Source organism: Bacteroidota bacterium, from assembly GCA_041658205.1.
Lineage (GTDB): Bacteria > Bacteroidota > Ignavibacteria > UBA10030 > UBA8401 > UBA8401.
In genome coordinates, this window is the sequence record JBBAAO010000003.1 from 18,339 (window position 1) to 35,998 (window position 17,660).

General features: G+C 43.6%; 8 protein-coding genes. 6 read left to right on the forward strand and 2 right to left on the reverse strand.

Annotation, left to right across the window (positions count from 1 at the left end; genetic code table 11):
- Positions 1–88: 88 nt before the first annotated feature.
- Together WDA22_15340 and WDA22_15345 are read right to left on the reverse strand one after the other, a co-directional pair.
- Positions 89–4,465 carry a PAS domain S-box protein gene (locus tag WDA22_15340; GenBank protein ID MFA5834849.1) on the reverse strand — a complete coding sequence of 1,459 codons (4,377 nt, stop codon included), beginning with the start codon at positions 4,463–4,465 and terminating at the stop codon, positions 89–91.
- On the reverse strand, positions 4,462–6,774 hold the full coding sequence (locus WDA22_15345; protein ID MFA5834850.1) for an MASE1 domain-containing protein: 2,313 nt from the start codon (positions 6,772–6,774) through the stop codon (positions 4,462–4,464). Before WDA22_15345 ends, WDA22_15340 begins: the two co-directional genes overlap by 4 nt.
- Before the next feature lie 262 nt (positions 6,775–7,036).
- Here WDA22_15345 and WDA22_15350 point away from each other — a divergent pair, with 262 nt between their 5' ends.
- The 6 genes from WDA22_15350 (at position 7,037) to WDA22_15375 (ending at position 17,599) form a co-directional block, all read left to right on the forward strand.
- Positions 7,037–9,508 (forward strand): sulfatase-like hydrolase/transferase, encoded by a 2,472-nt coding sequence (locus tag WDA22_15350; protein MFA5834851.1) that lies wholly within the window; start codon positions 7,037–7,039, stop codon positions 9,506–9,508.
- Positions 9,509–9,520: 12 nt separating this feature from the next.
- Positions 9,521–10,531 (forward strand): lysylphosphatidylglycerol synthase transmembrane domain-containing protein, encoded by a 1,011-nt coding sequence (locus WDA22_15355; GenBank protein ID MFA5834852.1) that lies wholly within the window; start codon positions 9,521–9,523, stop codon positions 10,529–10,531.
- A gap of 265 nt (positions 10,532–10,796) precedes the next feature.
- On the forward strand, positions 10,797–11,471 hold the full coding sequence (locus WDA22_15360; GenBank protein MFA5834853.1) for a TetR/AcrR family transcriptional regulator: 675 nt from the start codon (positions 10,797–10,799) through the stop codon (positions 11,469–11,471).
- A gap of 10 nt (positions 11,472–11,481) precedes the next feature.
- Entirely contained in the window at positions 11,482–12,897 is a 1,416-nt protein-coding gene (locus WDA22_15365) for a TolC family protein (GenBank protein MFA5834854.1), read from the forward strand.
- A 306-nt stretch (positions 12,898–13,203) separates the two neighbouring features.
- Positions 13,204–14,250 (forward strand): efflux RND transporter periplasmic adaptor subunit, encoded by a 1,047-nt coding sequence (locus WDA22_15370; protein MFA5834855.1) that lies wholly within the window; start codon positions 13,204–13,206, stop codon positions 14,248–14,250.
- 130 nt (positions 14,251–14,380) lie between these two features.
- On the forward strand, positions 14,381–17,599 hold the full coding sequence (locus WDA22_15375; protein MFA5834856.1) for an efflux RND transporter permease subunit: 3,219 nt from the start codon (positions 14,381–14,383) through the stop codon (positions 17,597–17,599).
- Positions 17,600–17,660: the final 61 nt, after the last annotated feature.

Below are 17,660 nucleotides of genomic sequence, written 5' to 3' on the forward strand. Positions count from 1 at the left end.
CGTGAAAATATTTTTTCATCATCGGTGTTTTTTTCTAAGATTACCTCAGTCCCTTCGCTATGCTCATGACGAATGTTTCAGAATTCGCCTAATGACTGTCAATAGCTCTGCGGACGGTGGCAAAGATAATATCGAAACGGTATGGTTTTGTGAGGACATCGATGATCCCTTTTCGCAACAGATCAGAACGAGTTGAACTATCCAAATATCCGGAGGAGATGATCACTTTCACTTTTGGATCCATCGCTTGCAGTTTTGCAAAGAGTTCTTCTCCGCCCATGTTTGGCATTCCAAGATCGGTGATTATTAGCGAAATACTATTTCGGTGTTCAGCGTAAAGTTTTAATGCCTCCACACCGTCGGATGCAATAAGAATCTTGTATCCTTCATCCCGCAAACTTTCGGTAAGAATCTCCCGTAACATCTCTTCGTCGTCTACAATTAAAATTGTTTCTTTGTTTTCAGAACCCATAATAATCTCTTGTTTTTGTTTTCCCGGAACATCTATGGCGATGGACGGGAAGTACATAGTGAATGTTGTTCCGATTCCTTTTTTACTCTGAACTTCAACATATCCCCGATGCAGCTGCACAATGCCGTGAACGATTGCGAGTCCTAATCCGGTCCCCTTTCCCCGTGCTTTCGTAGAAAAAAATGGTTCGAAGATCCGCTGCTGGATTTCCTCGTCCATACCAGAACCTGTATCTTGCACAGAAATAGCCACATATTCATGATCACCCGCATCGGAAAATTGGTGGCGGACAAAACTTCCCTTGACATTTTTCACACCGATGGTGATGACACCACCGCTGGGCATTGCATCGCGCGCATTAATGGAAAGATTCAGGACTGCCTGATGAAGATGTCCTTCATCTCCCATAATAATGGCCGCGGTATCAGCAATTTCGCATCGCACCGTGATCGTTTTCAACAGGAAGTGAGAAAGAAAATCATTAACCTGTTCCACTACACCCTGCACAGAGATCGGCTTCAAATCGGATTGTTCTGGACGCGCAAACAATAAGAGTTGCTTCGAAATAGATGATCCCCGATCCGATGCTTCGATAATTCGAGTGATGTACGATTGGATTGCCGGAATCTCCTTTGTGTGACGTTTAATCAGTTCCGCAGTTCCGAGGATCATTGCAAGGAGATTGTTGAAATCGTGCGCAATGCCACCGGCAAGCGTACCAATACTCTCCATTTTTTGCGCCTGGATCAACTGATGTTCGAGTTGTTTCTTCTCCGTAATGTCACGCATAGAACCATTGAAGAGGATTGGCCTTCCCGAATCATCGCGAATCACCACCGTCGTGAGAAGGACATGTGCTTTGGTGGAGTCTTTTTTCTTCAGCGTCACTTCAAAATCTTTAACATAATCCTTATGCTCAAACTCTTTTACAAATTTCGTTCTATCGGTCGGATAGAAATAGAGATCCTTCACATTATAATTCTTCAGTTCTTCTTTATCATGAAATCCGAGAATCTCCATCATAGAAGTGTTCACATCAAGGATTGTACCGTCGAACGTCGTGATATAAATACCATCTTTGGAATCTTCAAACAGACGGCGATATTTTTCCTCGCTTTCCGTCAAAGCAGATTCAGCGATCTTTCGATCAGTAATATCGCTTAAGAAGCCTTCCAGCCGCAGCAATTCGCTGCCGCGATACACACCAATCCCTTGTTCCTCTATCCATCGCCACGTACCGTCTTTATGTTTAATGCGATAGATCAAGTGAAACGGAAGACGTTTGGAGAGAGCAATTGATACACCTTCCGTAATTTCTGCAACATCCTCCGGATGATACAAGTCCACAAACGATACGGTATCATCAAGAAAATCATCCTTGGAATATCCCGTCAACTGCTCCACTTGATCATTAAGATAGAGCATGGTATATCGGTCATCATTTTTACAGAGATAGACAACGCCGGGAAGGTTCTCCGCCAGCGTACGGAATCGGTGCTCGCTTTCACGTAAGGTTTCTTCCGCAATTTTCCGTTCCGAAATATCGCGGAAGATTCCCTGTGAAATAATTCTGTTATCATCCAGGCGAACGACACTGGCTTTGATCTCCACCGGAATACGTTTCCCCGAACTGTCAATCACTTCAAATTCAATCGGGTGTTCTCCCAGCGTCAGAATCTGCTCCCGGAACATCGATTCAGCTTCAGCAGATCGTTCCGGCGGATGAATAAACGATTGGTGCCGTCCGATAATTTCTCCGCGGGTCCGCTTCAACAGTTTTTCCGCTTCAGCATTCACATCAATAATATTTCCCGTTCGTGTATCGGCAAGAAACACCGCATCTTTTGCGTTTTCGAACAGCGACCGGAAACGAAGCTCGGATTCCAGCAGCGCCACTTCATGCTGTTTTCGTTCGGTGATATTCCGCGCAATCACCTGAGCTCCCGGTTTTCCTTCAAACGAAAACGGGATGGAAGAAATTTCAACATCAATTGATTGGCCATCCAAACGGAGATATTTCTGCTCCGTTGTGGGAAGAACGAAGTTGGAATAGACTCGCAGCATCCGCTGCTCCGCACCTTCGCGGAAATCGGGATGAATGATATCGATGACTTTCTTTCCAATCAATTCTCCCGCAACCGATGCGCCGAAGAGAATTATGGCGGCATGATTCACAAACTGAATCTCACCGTTCACATGAACGAAGATTGCCGTCGGGGAATGTTCCACCAACTCGCGATAGCGTTCCTCACTGTCCCTCAATAATTTTTCGGCACGGGTCTGCTCCTCGATATGCTTCATCATCTCCACATTCTGTTCACGGATTTCTTTGAACAGTCCGGCATTGGCAATAGCAACGGAGATGTGATTGGCAACAATCTGTAAATGTTCAAGATCAGTCGCGGAAAATTCACGAATCTTATCTTTGGAATACAATCCAAGAATACCGATGACGGTATGACCGATCAACAGCGGCGCGCCGGCATACGATATGAAATCGAATCGTTTTCCATCAAAGCCGGATTGATCTTTCAGGAAGTGCGTGGCAAAATTTTCCTTTACGTTCTTTACCGCCAGCGCGCGCCGGCTTGCCATTATCTGTTTTGAAATTCCGAATTTATTCGGAATCACTTTGGACAAACTATATTCATCCACGCCAATGCTTGCCAGCAAGTGCAGCTCGTCATCCTCCGTAACACGAATAATGACCGCATCCACATCGAATGCATGCATTACTTGCTCTATCATCTCCCGCGCCTGCTTTTGAATCGGCAGCGCGCCAATCACTTCGCTGGTTACGCGCGCAATAAGATCGAGACGTTTGTTCAGATGATTCAGTTTTTCTTCGGAATCCCGCCGATACGTAATATCACGGAAGTTCACCACCAAGCCATTCACGGCGGGATCGTTTATGAGGTTTGTTCCTGCTGCTTCAAGCCATCGCCACGAACGGTCTTTATGCCGGAACCGTAATTGTACCAGAATACTTTTCCCCGGTTGACGGAGCAGATCCTGCAACCGTTCTTTATTCGTTTCAATTTCCTCGGGATGGAGAAACTCAAATGCATTTCGTCCGACAAATTCAATAGTGGTATATCCAAGCATAGTTGTAATGGAACTTGTCGAATACAGAATTGTTCCAACATTATCCATAATCATTACGACTTCGGTACTTTTTTCAATCAATGCGCGGTATCGTTGCTCGTTCCGGTTCAGTTCATCCTGCGATTTTCTTTTCTCTGTTACATCTCTAAAGGTCAGCACAACTCCGGTAATTACTTGTGCATCGTTAAAGATTGGAGCAGCAGAATCTTCGATGAACGTTCTGGCGCCGTTTTTAGCAATGAGAATGGTATGATTGGTTAAACTTAACGAGGTTCGTTCACGCAGCACTTTGGCAACGGGATTGGGAAGCTGTTTGCCTGTATTTTCATTTTCAATAACAAACACTTCGCCGAGTTTCTTCCCTGCCGCCTCTTCCTGTTTCCAGCCGGTCAATTGCTCGGCAATAATGTTCATGAATGTTACAAACCCTTTTTTATCCGTAGCGATAACGGCATCACCAATACTGCGAAGGGTTGTTTCCAGCCATTGCCGCTGATTTTTTACGTGAGATTCGGTCTTATGTTTATAGAGCACCATTTCCACCGTAGTGCGGATATCTCGTTCATCAAATGGTTTAAGAATGTATCCATAGGCGCTGACATGCTTCGCATGCTCAAGAGTTTTTGTATCGGAATTTGCGGTCAGAAAAATGATCGGAATGTCGTATCGATTGAGGATGATCTTCGCCGCATCAATGCCGGACATGGAACCCTTCAGTGCAATATCCATCAGGATAATATCCGGACTGAACTGTTCAACAGCGGTCACCGCCTGTTTGCCGGTGGAAACATCGGCGACAACAATATATCCGGTCGAAGAAAGAATGGAACGAAGATCGAGCGCAACGATCTTTTCATCTTCTACGATAAGGACTTTTTTCTTTTTCATACCGCCGCTGCTGCCATTGGTGTTTTGATTGGAAATTCGATGATGAATGCCGTTCCCCGCTGTGCGGAGATCGTCACTGATCCTTTTAACTGATCGGCAAGCGCATGGACAAGTTTCAGTCCCAGTGAAGCCGTGCGTGTCTTCCGTTTCAGCATCCCGATTCCATTATCCCGCACGGAAAGCCGTATCATTGCATTATTTTTCTTTTTCACTTCTATCACAATCTCCCCGGACCGTTTTTTGGGAAAAGCATATTTCAATGCGTTCGACACCAATTCATTGATAATTAGCCCGCACGGAATTGCAGCGTCTATATCAAGCACAATATTGGTGACCTTCACCGTAATGGAAACTGTTCCGGTCCCGGTAAGAAAGGACTTCTGTAGCGAAGCGACCAGCTGTTTAACGTACACCGAAAAATTGACACTGACAATATCGCGCGATTGATAGAGAATCTCATGTACCAGCGCCATCGATTTCACTCGATTCTGGCTTTCGCGAAACATCGGCAGTGATGCTTTATCACGTAAGGATGCTGACTGTAAATTAAGAAGACTTGAGATAACTTGCATGTTATTCTTCACTCGATGATGCACTTCTTTTAGCAGAATTTCTTTTTCCTGCAATGAACGTTTCAGCCTGTCTTCACTCACAATCCGTTCTGTGACATCGCGAAAATTTGCAACAAGCGCATTGACACTGGGATTAGCAAACAGATTCGTCACCATTCCTTCAATATAGACCCACATTCCGTTCTTATGTTTGAACCGTCCCAGCAGATATTCGCTCCGTTCCGATTCCAACACCAGTCGACCGAATTTAAATGCATACTTTTTTGTTTCAGAAGGATGCAAAAGATCAAAAATATTTTTACCAATCAGTTCATTCAGCGGGTAGCCAATAATCGATGAAGCGGAAACACCGGCAAATATAATATCGGCACGTTTGTCCATAAGAATGATCCCGTCGGCACTTTTCTCTATCAACATACGGAATCGTTCTTCGTTCTCCTTCAATTTTCCCATCGTCATATTGACCCGGGAAACATCCGCCATTGTTCCGAGCATTCTGAACGCCGTGGTATCCTGTTGATGTTGATAGAGAAATTCGCCACGGTCAAGCACATCAAAATATACTCCACTCTTTTTCCGGAACCGATATTCCACATTATATTCTTGATGAAGTCGCATCGATTCTTTCAGCAGATGCTTTGCCATGGTACGGTCATCGGGATGGATCATCTCGGCCCATCGCTCAATATCAATCGTTTCAAATTCCTGTGGAGTATATTGTGTAATGTCGAAGATGGCGCCGCTCCAAAGGATTGTTCCAGTCATAACGTCATAGTCATAGATCAATTGACCCGTCTGCTCCGTAATAATGCGATACGTTTCTTCGCTTTTTCGGACTGCTTGCTCTGCTGCCGCGCGTTCTTCAATTAATGCAGCTAATGCAAGCGAAGTAGTTCCGAGAACAAGAATAAAACTGTCAACTAAAAATATGCTGACGAAATAACTCTCCGCTGAAAATAGTCCCAAACCGGTCTGCGTGGAAAGTGTTGCGTTTAATGATATGATATACGTGGTAATTGCCGAACCAATCATTCCAAACCGTATCGCGCCCCATATAGCAAAAGGAAAAAGTATGAAAGCAAAAGAATAATTAAGCTGTGTGGAAAAATATCTTCCGTGAAATACCGACTGCGATCCGATAAAAACAATAAGGATCATGGCAAAAAATTCCATCACTTTTCTCTTCTCAATCGTTCCAAAACGGCGCATGATCAGAACGAACAACAACGGCGCAACAACAATAAATCCGTCCATATTCCCCATCCACCACAGGAGAATGGTGCTGGCATAATGTTCGCGTACATCGAGATTAAAGAGAGTGGAGGCGGTAACGCTAAACACCGCGTTGAATAATGTGCTTATCACCCCGCCGAGAAGAATTACTTTTCCTACATCACGAAGTGTTCCAAGCGTTGCATTAAGCTTTGATCGTTTAAGAATGATGGATCCAAGAAATGCTTCCAGTGTTGAACCAACGGCAAGAAGAATTCCCACCGGAGTCGATTCAAACAGGAAGAGATAATTGACAAGCACTCCTACAAAAATTGCCGGTAGAAATCGGGGGCCTAAAAAATACAAGATAACAATTGATAACCCTGCGGGAGACCAGATCTGCGGCACATTAATCTGAACAAGAGAAAACATCAACCCTATTTTTGTGACGATCGCAACAACAACAGCACAGGCGGTTAATTGGACCGCATACGGAAGCCGTGTAAATGTTGTTGACCTGATCATAGAGATGAAAGGTAGAGAGTGCCGGAATGAAAATCAACAAATCAGAATATTATCACTTCTTTTTCCCATTTTTTACGTTTATTTTTCTATGGGATTTTTCGTCGGTGATACTCTCTTTTCGGTAATACCATCACGTATCACTACGATTATTCTATCCTTCATTGTGATACCCAAGAACAACATTAAAATCCTTCTTTCATTGCAGGATTGAGTTGATTATATTCTTCCGATATTTTCTTTATTGTCTATTCACCATTTTCTTATGACTACTGAACAAATTCCCCAATCTACGATCGGACGTTTTACCCTTGCTCTGCAACAATTTACCACGCTCAGCCTGGCTCTGTTTACCTTGGTTATTGTGCTCCGAGTATATGAAGTAATCGTTATATCTTTAAAACATGCTGTTTCAATTCCTTTCATCGAAATCATCCCCCCGATGATCTCATCGGATATGATATTTTTTTTCACTCTATCGGGATTTTTATCAATTTTTCTAGTTCCGCTCGCGGCATATGCACCAATAGCAGCGCGGTGGACATATTATCTGATGCTGGCGGCTGGGGGAATCATCCATTTTGGATTGATACAATATTTTACCGTAACACTTGTTCCTTTGGGGACGGACTTTTTTGGATATACGATGGATGATATACGATTCACTATAAAGACATCATCCGGAATCGGCATTAAAACTTTTTTACCATACATTATTCTCGTCGCAATTATTTTGCTGCATCGTATTCTGAGCAAACGCATGCAGTTCGGGAAAATGTTCGCCGCTATGTTCACGGGTATTTCCCTTGTAATGTTGTTCCTTTCACCGTTCATGTTTCCCACCGTAAAAGATTTTTCATCTGATTTGGAATACAATCTTTCCGTTAACAAATCTCACTATTTTGCGGTAAAAGCAGTGCAGTTCTTCACGGCGCCTTCCATCTCAACATCGAACATTGGCCAGGAATACCCCCTGGTGAAAATTTTTCCCTATCGTGATGTGCTGGGACCATTTTTGGAATCGACCCCGACCGTTCCGAATATTGTCGTGATTGTTGCGGAAGGATTAGGGCGTGATTTTGTGGGGGCGGGAGCACGCTACGGAGGATTTCTTCCATTTGTTGATTCATTGACGCGGCAAAGTTTGTATTGGGAAAACTTTCTCAGCACATCCGGCAGAACATTTGAAGTGCTCCCTTCATTATTCGGATCGCTTCCGTATGGAGATAAAGGATTTAACGAACTTGAATACAAAATGCCGCGCCATCTTTCCATGATCAGATTGTTAAAACAAAATAATTACTACGTCAACTTCATGTACGGCGGAAATAAGAACTTCGATAAGAAGGATGTTTTCCTGGAACGGGAACAGACTGACCTGATTATGGACGAATCGAAATTCGGAGTTGAATATCACAAGGCAGCAGGTGACCAGAGCGGATTCACCTGGGGTTTTCCGGATTGGGATGTATTTCGCAAAGCAATCGAAATATTAAGCGATCAACGCCCCGGTCCGCGGTTGGATATTTATCTTACCATGAGTACGCATGAACCGTATATCCCGCCAAATCGCCCTCACTATTTGAAACGATTTCAAGAAGTGCTCTCCCGAATGAAACTCACTCCGGAACAACGAAATGAGTTTTCAACGTATCGGGACCAGTTTGCCAGCTTGATCTATTTTGATGATGCGCTCCGATATTTAATCACGGAATATTCCAAGCGCCCTGATTTTAAGAACACGATTATATTCATCACCGGAGATCACAGAATTATTCCCATTCCTTCAGCAACAAAGATCGATCGATTCCACGTTCCTCTTATTGTCTTCTCCCCTCTCGTAAAAAAGTCGGTAACATTTTCCTCGGTCTCTTCGCATCTTGATGTTACGCCGAGTATTCTTGCATTTTTAAAATCTCGATATAACATTCGCATTCCGGAAAAAGCGCATTGGCTCGGCGATGGAATCGATACTGCCCAAACATTCAGAAATATTCATTCCATGCCATTTATCCGGGTAAAAGAAGAGATCGCGGATTATTTGGACGGAACTTATTTCATTTCGGGCGAACAGCTGTTTGAATTAAAACCGAAAATGGATCTTGAGGAGATTCAGAACGATACAATCTATCAATCGGTGTTCGGTAAGCTTCAACGGTTTAAGCAGATCAATAAGTATGTTATCGATGAAAACAAACTCTACCCACAAATTCAGGAACTGATTGATGACGACATCACGCCGGATGATATGATTGCCTTCAAAAGGATCGATTCGCTCTCACTGGATCTGGATAAGTTGTTTCTTCTCGCGCGAGAGAAAGCCTTTAATAAGGAAACAGATGAAGCCCGGCTGATCTGCCGACGCATTCTGGCAGCAGCACCAAACTTTCACGATGCACGCACACTACTTGCGCGAACATTTGCGTGGAATAAGGATTACGAAACCGCGAAACGGTTATTGAACAATGTTCTGCTGCGCGATGAAACGTACGTTGATGCCTATACAGCTCTGGCCGATGTACAACTTTGGAATGACAGCGCCGATGCGTCTCTGAGTATAGCTCAAAAAGGAATGGTTTTATATCCGAACAACGAAGAGCTTCAGGTAAGGACGATTAAGGCGCTGCTGATATTGAACAGAATGCTGGAAGCAAAAACAGCATTAAAAAAATTATATCAGCTCAATCCGAACAATGCTGAATATGAAACATTAAACAGAAGGATTACCGTGCGTTAACGGCACTCTTCCGTGAAAAAGGGATCATTCTATATTCGTATCGCCGTCAGCTTACTGCTGACGCTCCTCTTTATTTGGATCGCCTTTCGCGAAAAAGATCTGGGCGAACTGACCAACACGATGCTTCGGCAACCTCTCATATGGTTCGTCGGACTCTTCGCCCTGCACACCTTCAGCCATTTGCTTCGCGCCATCCGATGGAAGATTCTCATTGAACCGGTAAAAAAAGATATCTCTCTCCATGCGGCATTTTCATCGTTAATGATCGGTTTTATGATCAACGGAATTCTACCCCGTGCAGGAGAACTTGTACGTTCCTATGTATTGGGAAAAAAAGAACACATTCCGACAAGTGCGTTACTCAGCACGGTCATTTTAGAACGTCTGCTGGACTTTATCAGCTTTGCTACCGTACTCCTAACGGTTGTGATTCTTAACGTTGAGTCGATTATGTTATGGTTTCCATTTTTATCAGGTACAGAATGGGTTTTATACATTATCGCTTCCTTCCTGTTTATTCTGTTTATCACTCTTTTCCTTACATCTGGAATTGTTTTTTCGTTTGTTAAAAAAATATCGGCGCTTGCCCCTTCCGCATCCAGAAAAAAGATCGACGGAATAATGGATTCATTCATACATGGTTTTCAGGCAAGCACGGAGCAGAAGAATTATGGCATCATTGCGCTGCTGACGTTTTCCATCTGGTTCACCTATATCGTCCTCTTGTATCTTCCCTTCAGATTGTTTGGTATGACTGATTTGACGATGCTCTCTGCTGCAACACTGCAAATTTCTTCCGGAATTGCTTCGGCCATGCCCACACCAAACGGGATTGGCAGTTACCATTCCTTCATCGCCATAACTCTTGAGCAGGTATTTCATATAAATGAAAGCACTGCTCTTGCATACGTCGTCTATACCCACGCAATTTTATATCTTTGTCCATTGCTGATCGGATCGGGATATTTGTTGAAAGAGAATATCCGGTTTAGCGAATTGATGAAGGCAAATCGGGAAGAGTAAAAACTCTTTCTGCGGCAATTCCGTCATTTAATTTTTATCTGCTCGGTACCTTCTCAAATTTTTCCAAAATCATTCAATAAAAAGCGCAAGATATTTTTATCCGAAAACCAAAATAACTTCCTCGTTTTTCTCCTTGCTTCATGAGAGTTTTCTCGCAAGACTGGTGTATACCAACTGACTGCAAGTCATTCTCGAGAGTGTGTAAAAATTCCTCTTCACCACGAATACTGAATATTTCTACACAACCTCTCTTTGGATTATCACTATGGGCATCATAGAGCGTAAGGAACGGGAAAAAGAGAGCCGCAAAGAATCGATCATAGACGCCGCACAAAAAGTCTTCTTCGAAAAAGGACTTCTCCTCTCAACTATGGACGAGATCGCTGAAACAGCTGAACTTGCCAAAGGAACTCTCTATCTATACTATCACAGTAAGGAAGACCTCTATCTCGCCGTCATGATGCGCGGATTGAAGATTATGCATGAAATGTTCCTTCAGGTCGTCAATCAGAAACGTTCTGTTGTGCAAACAATGATGGAACTTGCTGATACCTATACGCTTTTCTACGAGCAAAACAAGAATTATTTCCGCATGCTTCACTTCTTTAACACGCCTCAATTCCACAAGCAAGTGTCAGCGGAAATGATGCGATCGTGTGATGAATTTAATCAAACGCTATGGTCTATGGTCACTGAGATTATTACCCAGGGAATGGCGGAACATAAATTTCGTACGGATCTTAATCCTATGGAGATTGTCATGATTCTCTGGTCCAATGCTTCAACGCTGCTGATGCGGATCGACAATCAGCATGAGATGTTCAAAGAAAAGTTGAATATTGATCTCAATAATACCTTACGAATATCGAATATCTTATTTATTGAATCTGTGCTTACCGAAAAAGGTAAACTTGATTTAAAAGCTTTAGTGAATTATTAACGAGGAACAGATGAAACATTTTATCATCACGGTTGTGGTTTTGCTCGCGCTCCTCTCCGGGATAACTCCGGCGCAAAATGCAGACACAATACAATATTTTCTTTCCATTGATGCCGCCGTACGAACAGCCATTCACCACAATCCGGAACTGGAATCCGCCCGACTGGAAGTAAAACGATCCGACGCGCGTGTGATGGAAGCGTGGGGTTATACAATGCCCTCGGTCGATATCAGCGGAACATTCAATCACGTTGTTACAAAACCAAAAAGTTATTTTCCGGATGCAATCTACTATCCGTTGGTGAAATTGATGGACTCAACAGCAAAAGTACCGAAGCCAACCGGACAATTAATTGAACTTCCATTCTCTATGTCACCCTCCAATTCGGCCAATGCGGCATTGAATGTACGGCAGATATTGTTTAACGGATCGGTCTTTATCGGCGTCGGCGCCGCTAATATCTATTCCAAATTGGCACGCGATATTTATATGCAGAAAAAAGTGGAAATGGTGGCAAAAGTGCGGAAAGCATATTACACTGCGCTTCTTGCACACGAAGCATTGTTAATGATGCAATCGAATCTGAAAAATGCCGAAGATAATTTTAAGAATGTACAATTGCTGCGTTCGCAGGGAATCGTGTCTGAGTATGACGAACTCCGCGCAACCGTTGGCATGGAAAATCTTCGTCCCGCTGTAATACAAAGCGAGACAAACTTTAATCTTGCCGTGGACAATCTTCGCAACATTATGGGTGTTGCAGATTCTGTGACGATCGTTCCATCGGATTATCTTGTCTTTCAGGATGTTGACGAAGGAATACTCAGCGCTGCAAATCAAACCGTTCTTGAATCGAACCTCAACCTGAATATTATCAAACATCAGATTGAACTCAATGGAGCTTCGGTCAATGCGGAACGGGCAACCTTCCTTCCTACCATTGCCGCGTACGGTTCCTACTCTTATACGGCAATTAAAGATGATTATAGAATTTCAACGAATGATTTCTACAAAATGTCGCAGGTCGGTTTGACCTTTTCCCTCAACCTTTTTCAAGGTCTTCAAACCTCTTCCCGCATAGAACAGGCACAACTTGAAAAACAAAAGACCGAGGAACAAAAAAGTAGTTTGGAACGAAATCTGCAAATGGGAGTCCGTTCGATCATCGGAAATTTGCGGCAAGCCCGAAAACGCGTTGACGCTCAGCAAAAGACGGTGGAAACGGCAGAACGCGGATATAAAATTGTCACCGCACGATTTCTTTCGAATGCGGCAACACAATTGGAGGTAAACGACGGCCAACTTGCACTCTCACAAGCAAAAGTGAATCGAATGCAGGCAATTTATGATTATCTCGTCGCGGCCAGTGAACTCGATTCTATGCTGGGACGATTGCCGGAGTATGCACAAGAGAATGAAGAATAAATATTTAAAAATAGTAACTACTCGGCGATGAAATAAAACAATATAAAATCCTTGTCATTTCCCGAAGGGATGGCCTAGCCACTGAACGAGTTCCGCAGTTTTGTTGCGGAACGCAGTGAAGTCCCGCTTTTCGGATTCCGCTCAGAGCGGGATTCAAAAAGCGGAAAATCTGGTTTGTGCACTCGAACTCTCATGTGTAGTTTTTTCAGATTCTTCGCTACGCTCAGAATGACAGGTAATTTATGATTTACCCAAATAATAGCTGAGCAGTTACGAATAATATTATATAGACAAAAGGAATGAAACATGAAAACAATACAATCACACCTTGCCGCTATCTTCATCGTCGCAAGTATGTTGATGCTCTCATCATGTAAAAAAAATGAGACGGCAACCATAGAACACAAAGCGCAACCGATCAACGTAACGGTGGAGAAAATACAACCTTCCCCAATGGTTGATGGAATCCAAGTCGCTGGTACAGTGAAAGCGTTCGAAGATGTTATGATGAGTCCCGAAGAAGGTGGCATCGTAAAAGAATGGAAGAAGAAAAAAGGAGATACGGTCAGAAAAGGGGACATCCTTGTCATCTTGAAAGATGAAGTGATTAAAGCAAGCTATGAAGCTGCCGATGCTCAATATAAAATGGCACAGTTGAATGTCGAAAAACAGCAATCCGTGTACGATCAGCAAGGGATTAGTGAACTGCAATACAAAAACATGATGTATGGACGTGACGCCGCAAAAGCAAATGCCGATCTGATGAAAGCACGCTGGGAACGGACTCAGCTTCGCAGTCCCATCAACGGTGTTGTGGATAATACAATGCCGAATGTTGGTGAAATGGCAGCACCCGGAATACCGATTGCACGTGTCGTTAACACATCCACAATTAAAGTACAGGCAGATATTCCCGAATTATATTCGGGTTCCATTAATATTGGAACTTCGGTATCAGTGACATTCGATGCCGTGCCGGATGTAACGTTGAACGGGAAAGTTACATTTGTCGGCTCTACCGTATCAGCCGCAAATCGAACAATGCTTATTGAAGTCCTGCTGCCGAATCCGAACGGGAAAATAAAACCGGAAATGGTTGCCAAACTAACGCTTATTCGGCGAAAACGAAGCGATGCAATTCTTGTGAGCGAGAATCTCATTCAACTTGTTGATCGTGACCGATACATTGTGTACGTGGAGAGCAAAGGAACAGCGCAAGAACGACGAGTAACGATCGGCGGCCGACAAGGAAATTTGGTTGAAGTGGTCAACGGATTGAAAGCGGGCGAATTGTTAATTGTTTCCGGTAACCAAAAATTGGTGAATGGTTCACCGGTTGTGATAACACAGTAGTCAGTAAAAACAAAAAAATAGTAAGTCATGCTGAACACTTGTCCCCTCTTTTTTTGGTGGAAGTCCCCATTGTTTTCAAATTCAGGACAAGTCGAAGCATAATCGTTGATCGTCTCAGGAGACTTGAAAAATGAAAATCTGGAACATTGCAGTTGATAACAAAGTTGCTGTCTATCTTTTAATGGTGATGATCCTCATTATTGGATACACATCCTATATCGGAATGCCGAGAGAGGCGACACCGGATATCACCATTCCTCTTGTTATTGTCTCCACTCCATATATCGGTGTTTCGCCAATCGATATTGAAGGATTGATCTCGCAGCCTCTTGAACGAGCGTTAAAAGGACTAAAAGATATAAAACAGATTAGTTCGGTTTCAAAAGAGGGGCTCTCCACCATTCGCGTTGAGTTCAATACCGGAATTGATGTTGATGAAGCGCTGCGGCGGGTTCGCGATAAAGTCAATTCCACTCGTAACCTACTCCCCGCAGACATTCTTGATCCCATCGTTACGGAGATCAATTTTAGCGAATTTCCTATTATGTATGTGAACGCCGCCGGCAATGTGGGAGTCGCCCGTTTAAAAAATATCGCGGAAGATCTGCAGGACAAAATTGAAGCGGTGCCCGGCGTGCTGCGTGCTGATGTCACCGGCGGATTGCAACCGGAAATTCAAGTGAATGTGGATGTGTACCGCATGAACGCGTATCAAGTCAGTTTCGACGATGTTGCAGGGGCAATCCGTTCCGAAAATCTTTCGATTCCCGGCGGCACGATTGAGACCCAGGAAAGAAATCTCACAGTCCGTGTGCCGGGAGAATTCAAGTCGGTAAAACCGCTGGAAGATATTGTCTTGAAGATTCAGAACGGAAAACCAATTTATCTTCGGGATGTTGCAACGGTCGACTATTCGTTTGAAGACCGTCAAACGTACGCACGATTGAATGGCGCTGAAGTTGTCTCGCTTGCCATACGGAAACGATCCGGAGAAAACCTTATCCGCATTGCTGATGAAGTGAAAGAGATTGTTGCTGCAGAACAAAAATCTCTTCCGGAGGGTATTAAGCTGGAGATCTCGAATGATCAATCGCGCTTCATTAAACGAATGGTGCACGAACTGGAAAACAGCATCATTACCGGAATGTTTCTTGTTGTCTTGACTCTGTTTATGTTCTTTGGTTTCAAAAATTCATTACTGATTTCTACCGCTATTCCGCTTTCTATGTTTGTGGGATATATCGTTCTGGGTGCAATGGGTGTCACTCTGAACATGGTGGTCCTCTTCGCCCTGGTTCTTGCCTTAGGAATTTTAGTGGACGATGCCATTGTTGTAATTGAAAACACCTATCGACACCAGCAGGAATATGGGGAAGAACCAAACATTGCAGCAAAAAAAGCAGCCGGCGAAGTGTTCATTCCTGTTTTAACATCAACGGTGACAATTCTCTCGGCATTCATTCCCCTCCTCTTTTGGCCGGGAATTGTCGGTGAGTTTATGAAATTTCTCCCCATCACGTTGATTGTAACTTTGACTGCATCTCTTTTCGTTGCATACGTTATCAGCCCTGTGCAAGCGGCGGAATGGATCAATTACCGAAAAGAGATTAAAAAGGCAAAATTCAATCTGGAGCATCCGCATTGGTATAAAAAATATAATCCTTTGACAATCCTCTATCATGAAGTTGATGAAAAGTTCTTCCCTTGGGCACAAAAAAATTATGTGATGATACTTCGATGGACTTTGCAGAACAAGTGGAAAACCATTTGGGGAGCATTTGCGTTATTATTCACAGTGATCATTTTCTTCGCCCTGTTCAACAAAGGGGTAGAATTTTTCCCGAACACCGAACCGACTCAGGTAAGCATCAGTATCGAATGTCCAGCCGGATCATCGCTTGAAGTGACCAATGCTATTTCCAAAATCCTGGAAGATCGGCTTACATCAATACCTGGAAGGAATGATGTTGAGTTTATTGGATCAAACGTTGGCACGTCAGACGATATGTTCGACTTTGGCGGTCAAGGAACAGCAAACAAAGCAAGAATAGCGATCAATTTTTTAGAAAAGGATTTTCGTTTTCAGAGCACATTTGCGACAATGGAAGAAGTTCGCAAAGCAACTCTTGGAATAGCCGGCGCTGAAATTCGTTTAACAAAACAGCAAATGGGTCCGCCCGTCGGCTCTCCCGTTAACATTGAAGTTTCGGGTGAAGATTATTCGCAGCTTGCAATCATAAGCAAACAGATTCGCGAAAAAATTAAAAATGTTCCGGGCATTGTCGATTTAAAAGATGACTACAACACAGGTCGTCCTGAAGTAGAAATTATTGTCGACAGAGAAAAAGCAGGCTTGTTCTACACCAGCACCGGACAGATTGCCTCTACTGTTCGCGCCGCCATTGCCGGAGTGGAAGCATCAAAATACCGCGTGGGTGAAGATGAATACAAAATCCGTGTGCGGTTGAAGGAAGATCAACGAACCTCTCCTGCTGATCTCGAAAATCTTCACATCAACTTCATGAACCGCCGCGGACAGTTGTTGTCGATCCCAATCACATCGGTTGCGGACATTCGCCGCACAACATCCGTCACGGACATTCGTCGAAAGGATCAGAAGCGTGTCATCACCGTCAGCGGCGATGTGTCCGGCCGCGTTCAGTCCGAAGTGTTGAAGGATGTGAAAGCAAGAATCGCCGAAATTGCACTGCCAAATGGTTATGCCATAAAGCTGACCGGATCGGAAGAAGAACAACAAAAAGCATCGGATTTTCTGGGCAAGGCATTTATCATAACGCTGCTTCTTGTTTTCTTAATTATGGTGATGGAATTTAATTCCATGAAAGTCCCGTTTGTTATTATGTTTTCTGTGGTACTTTCATTGATCGGTGTATTATTTGGTTTATTGGTTACGCAAACGCCGCTCAGCGTAATGATGACCGGTGTTGGCATTGTTGCGCTGGCCGGCATTGTGGTTCGTAACGGAATTATTCTGCTTGATTTTGTGAAACACAAACATGCCGAAGGCGGATTAACGTTGGATGAAGCATTGGTAGAAGCGGGGAGAGTCCGATTACGCCCTGTAATATTGACTGCAGCCGCTGCGGTGTTAGCTTTGATTCCGATGGGAACCGGTTACGATTTTAATTGGACGGAATTCCATTTTGTCACAGGATCTGAAAGCGCCGGTTTTTGGCGACCGCTCGCGGTAGCAATTATTTTCGGTTTAACCATCTCCACATTTTTAACCCTTGTGATCGTTCCAACGGCTTATTCTCTTGTTGATGAATATTCGGATAAAGCCGGAGCATGGATAAAAAAGAGGTTTGGAGAAAAAGAAGTGTTGTAATACAATGTCGGTTCATCATTCACATCCGCGAAATCGTAAAGATATCGCGGATGTGAAACAC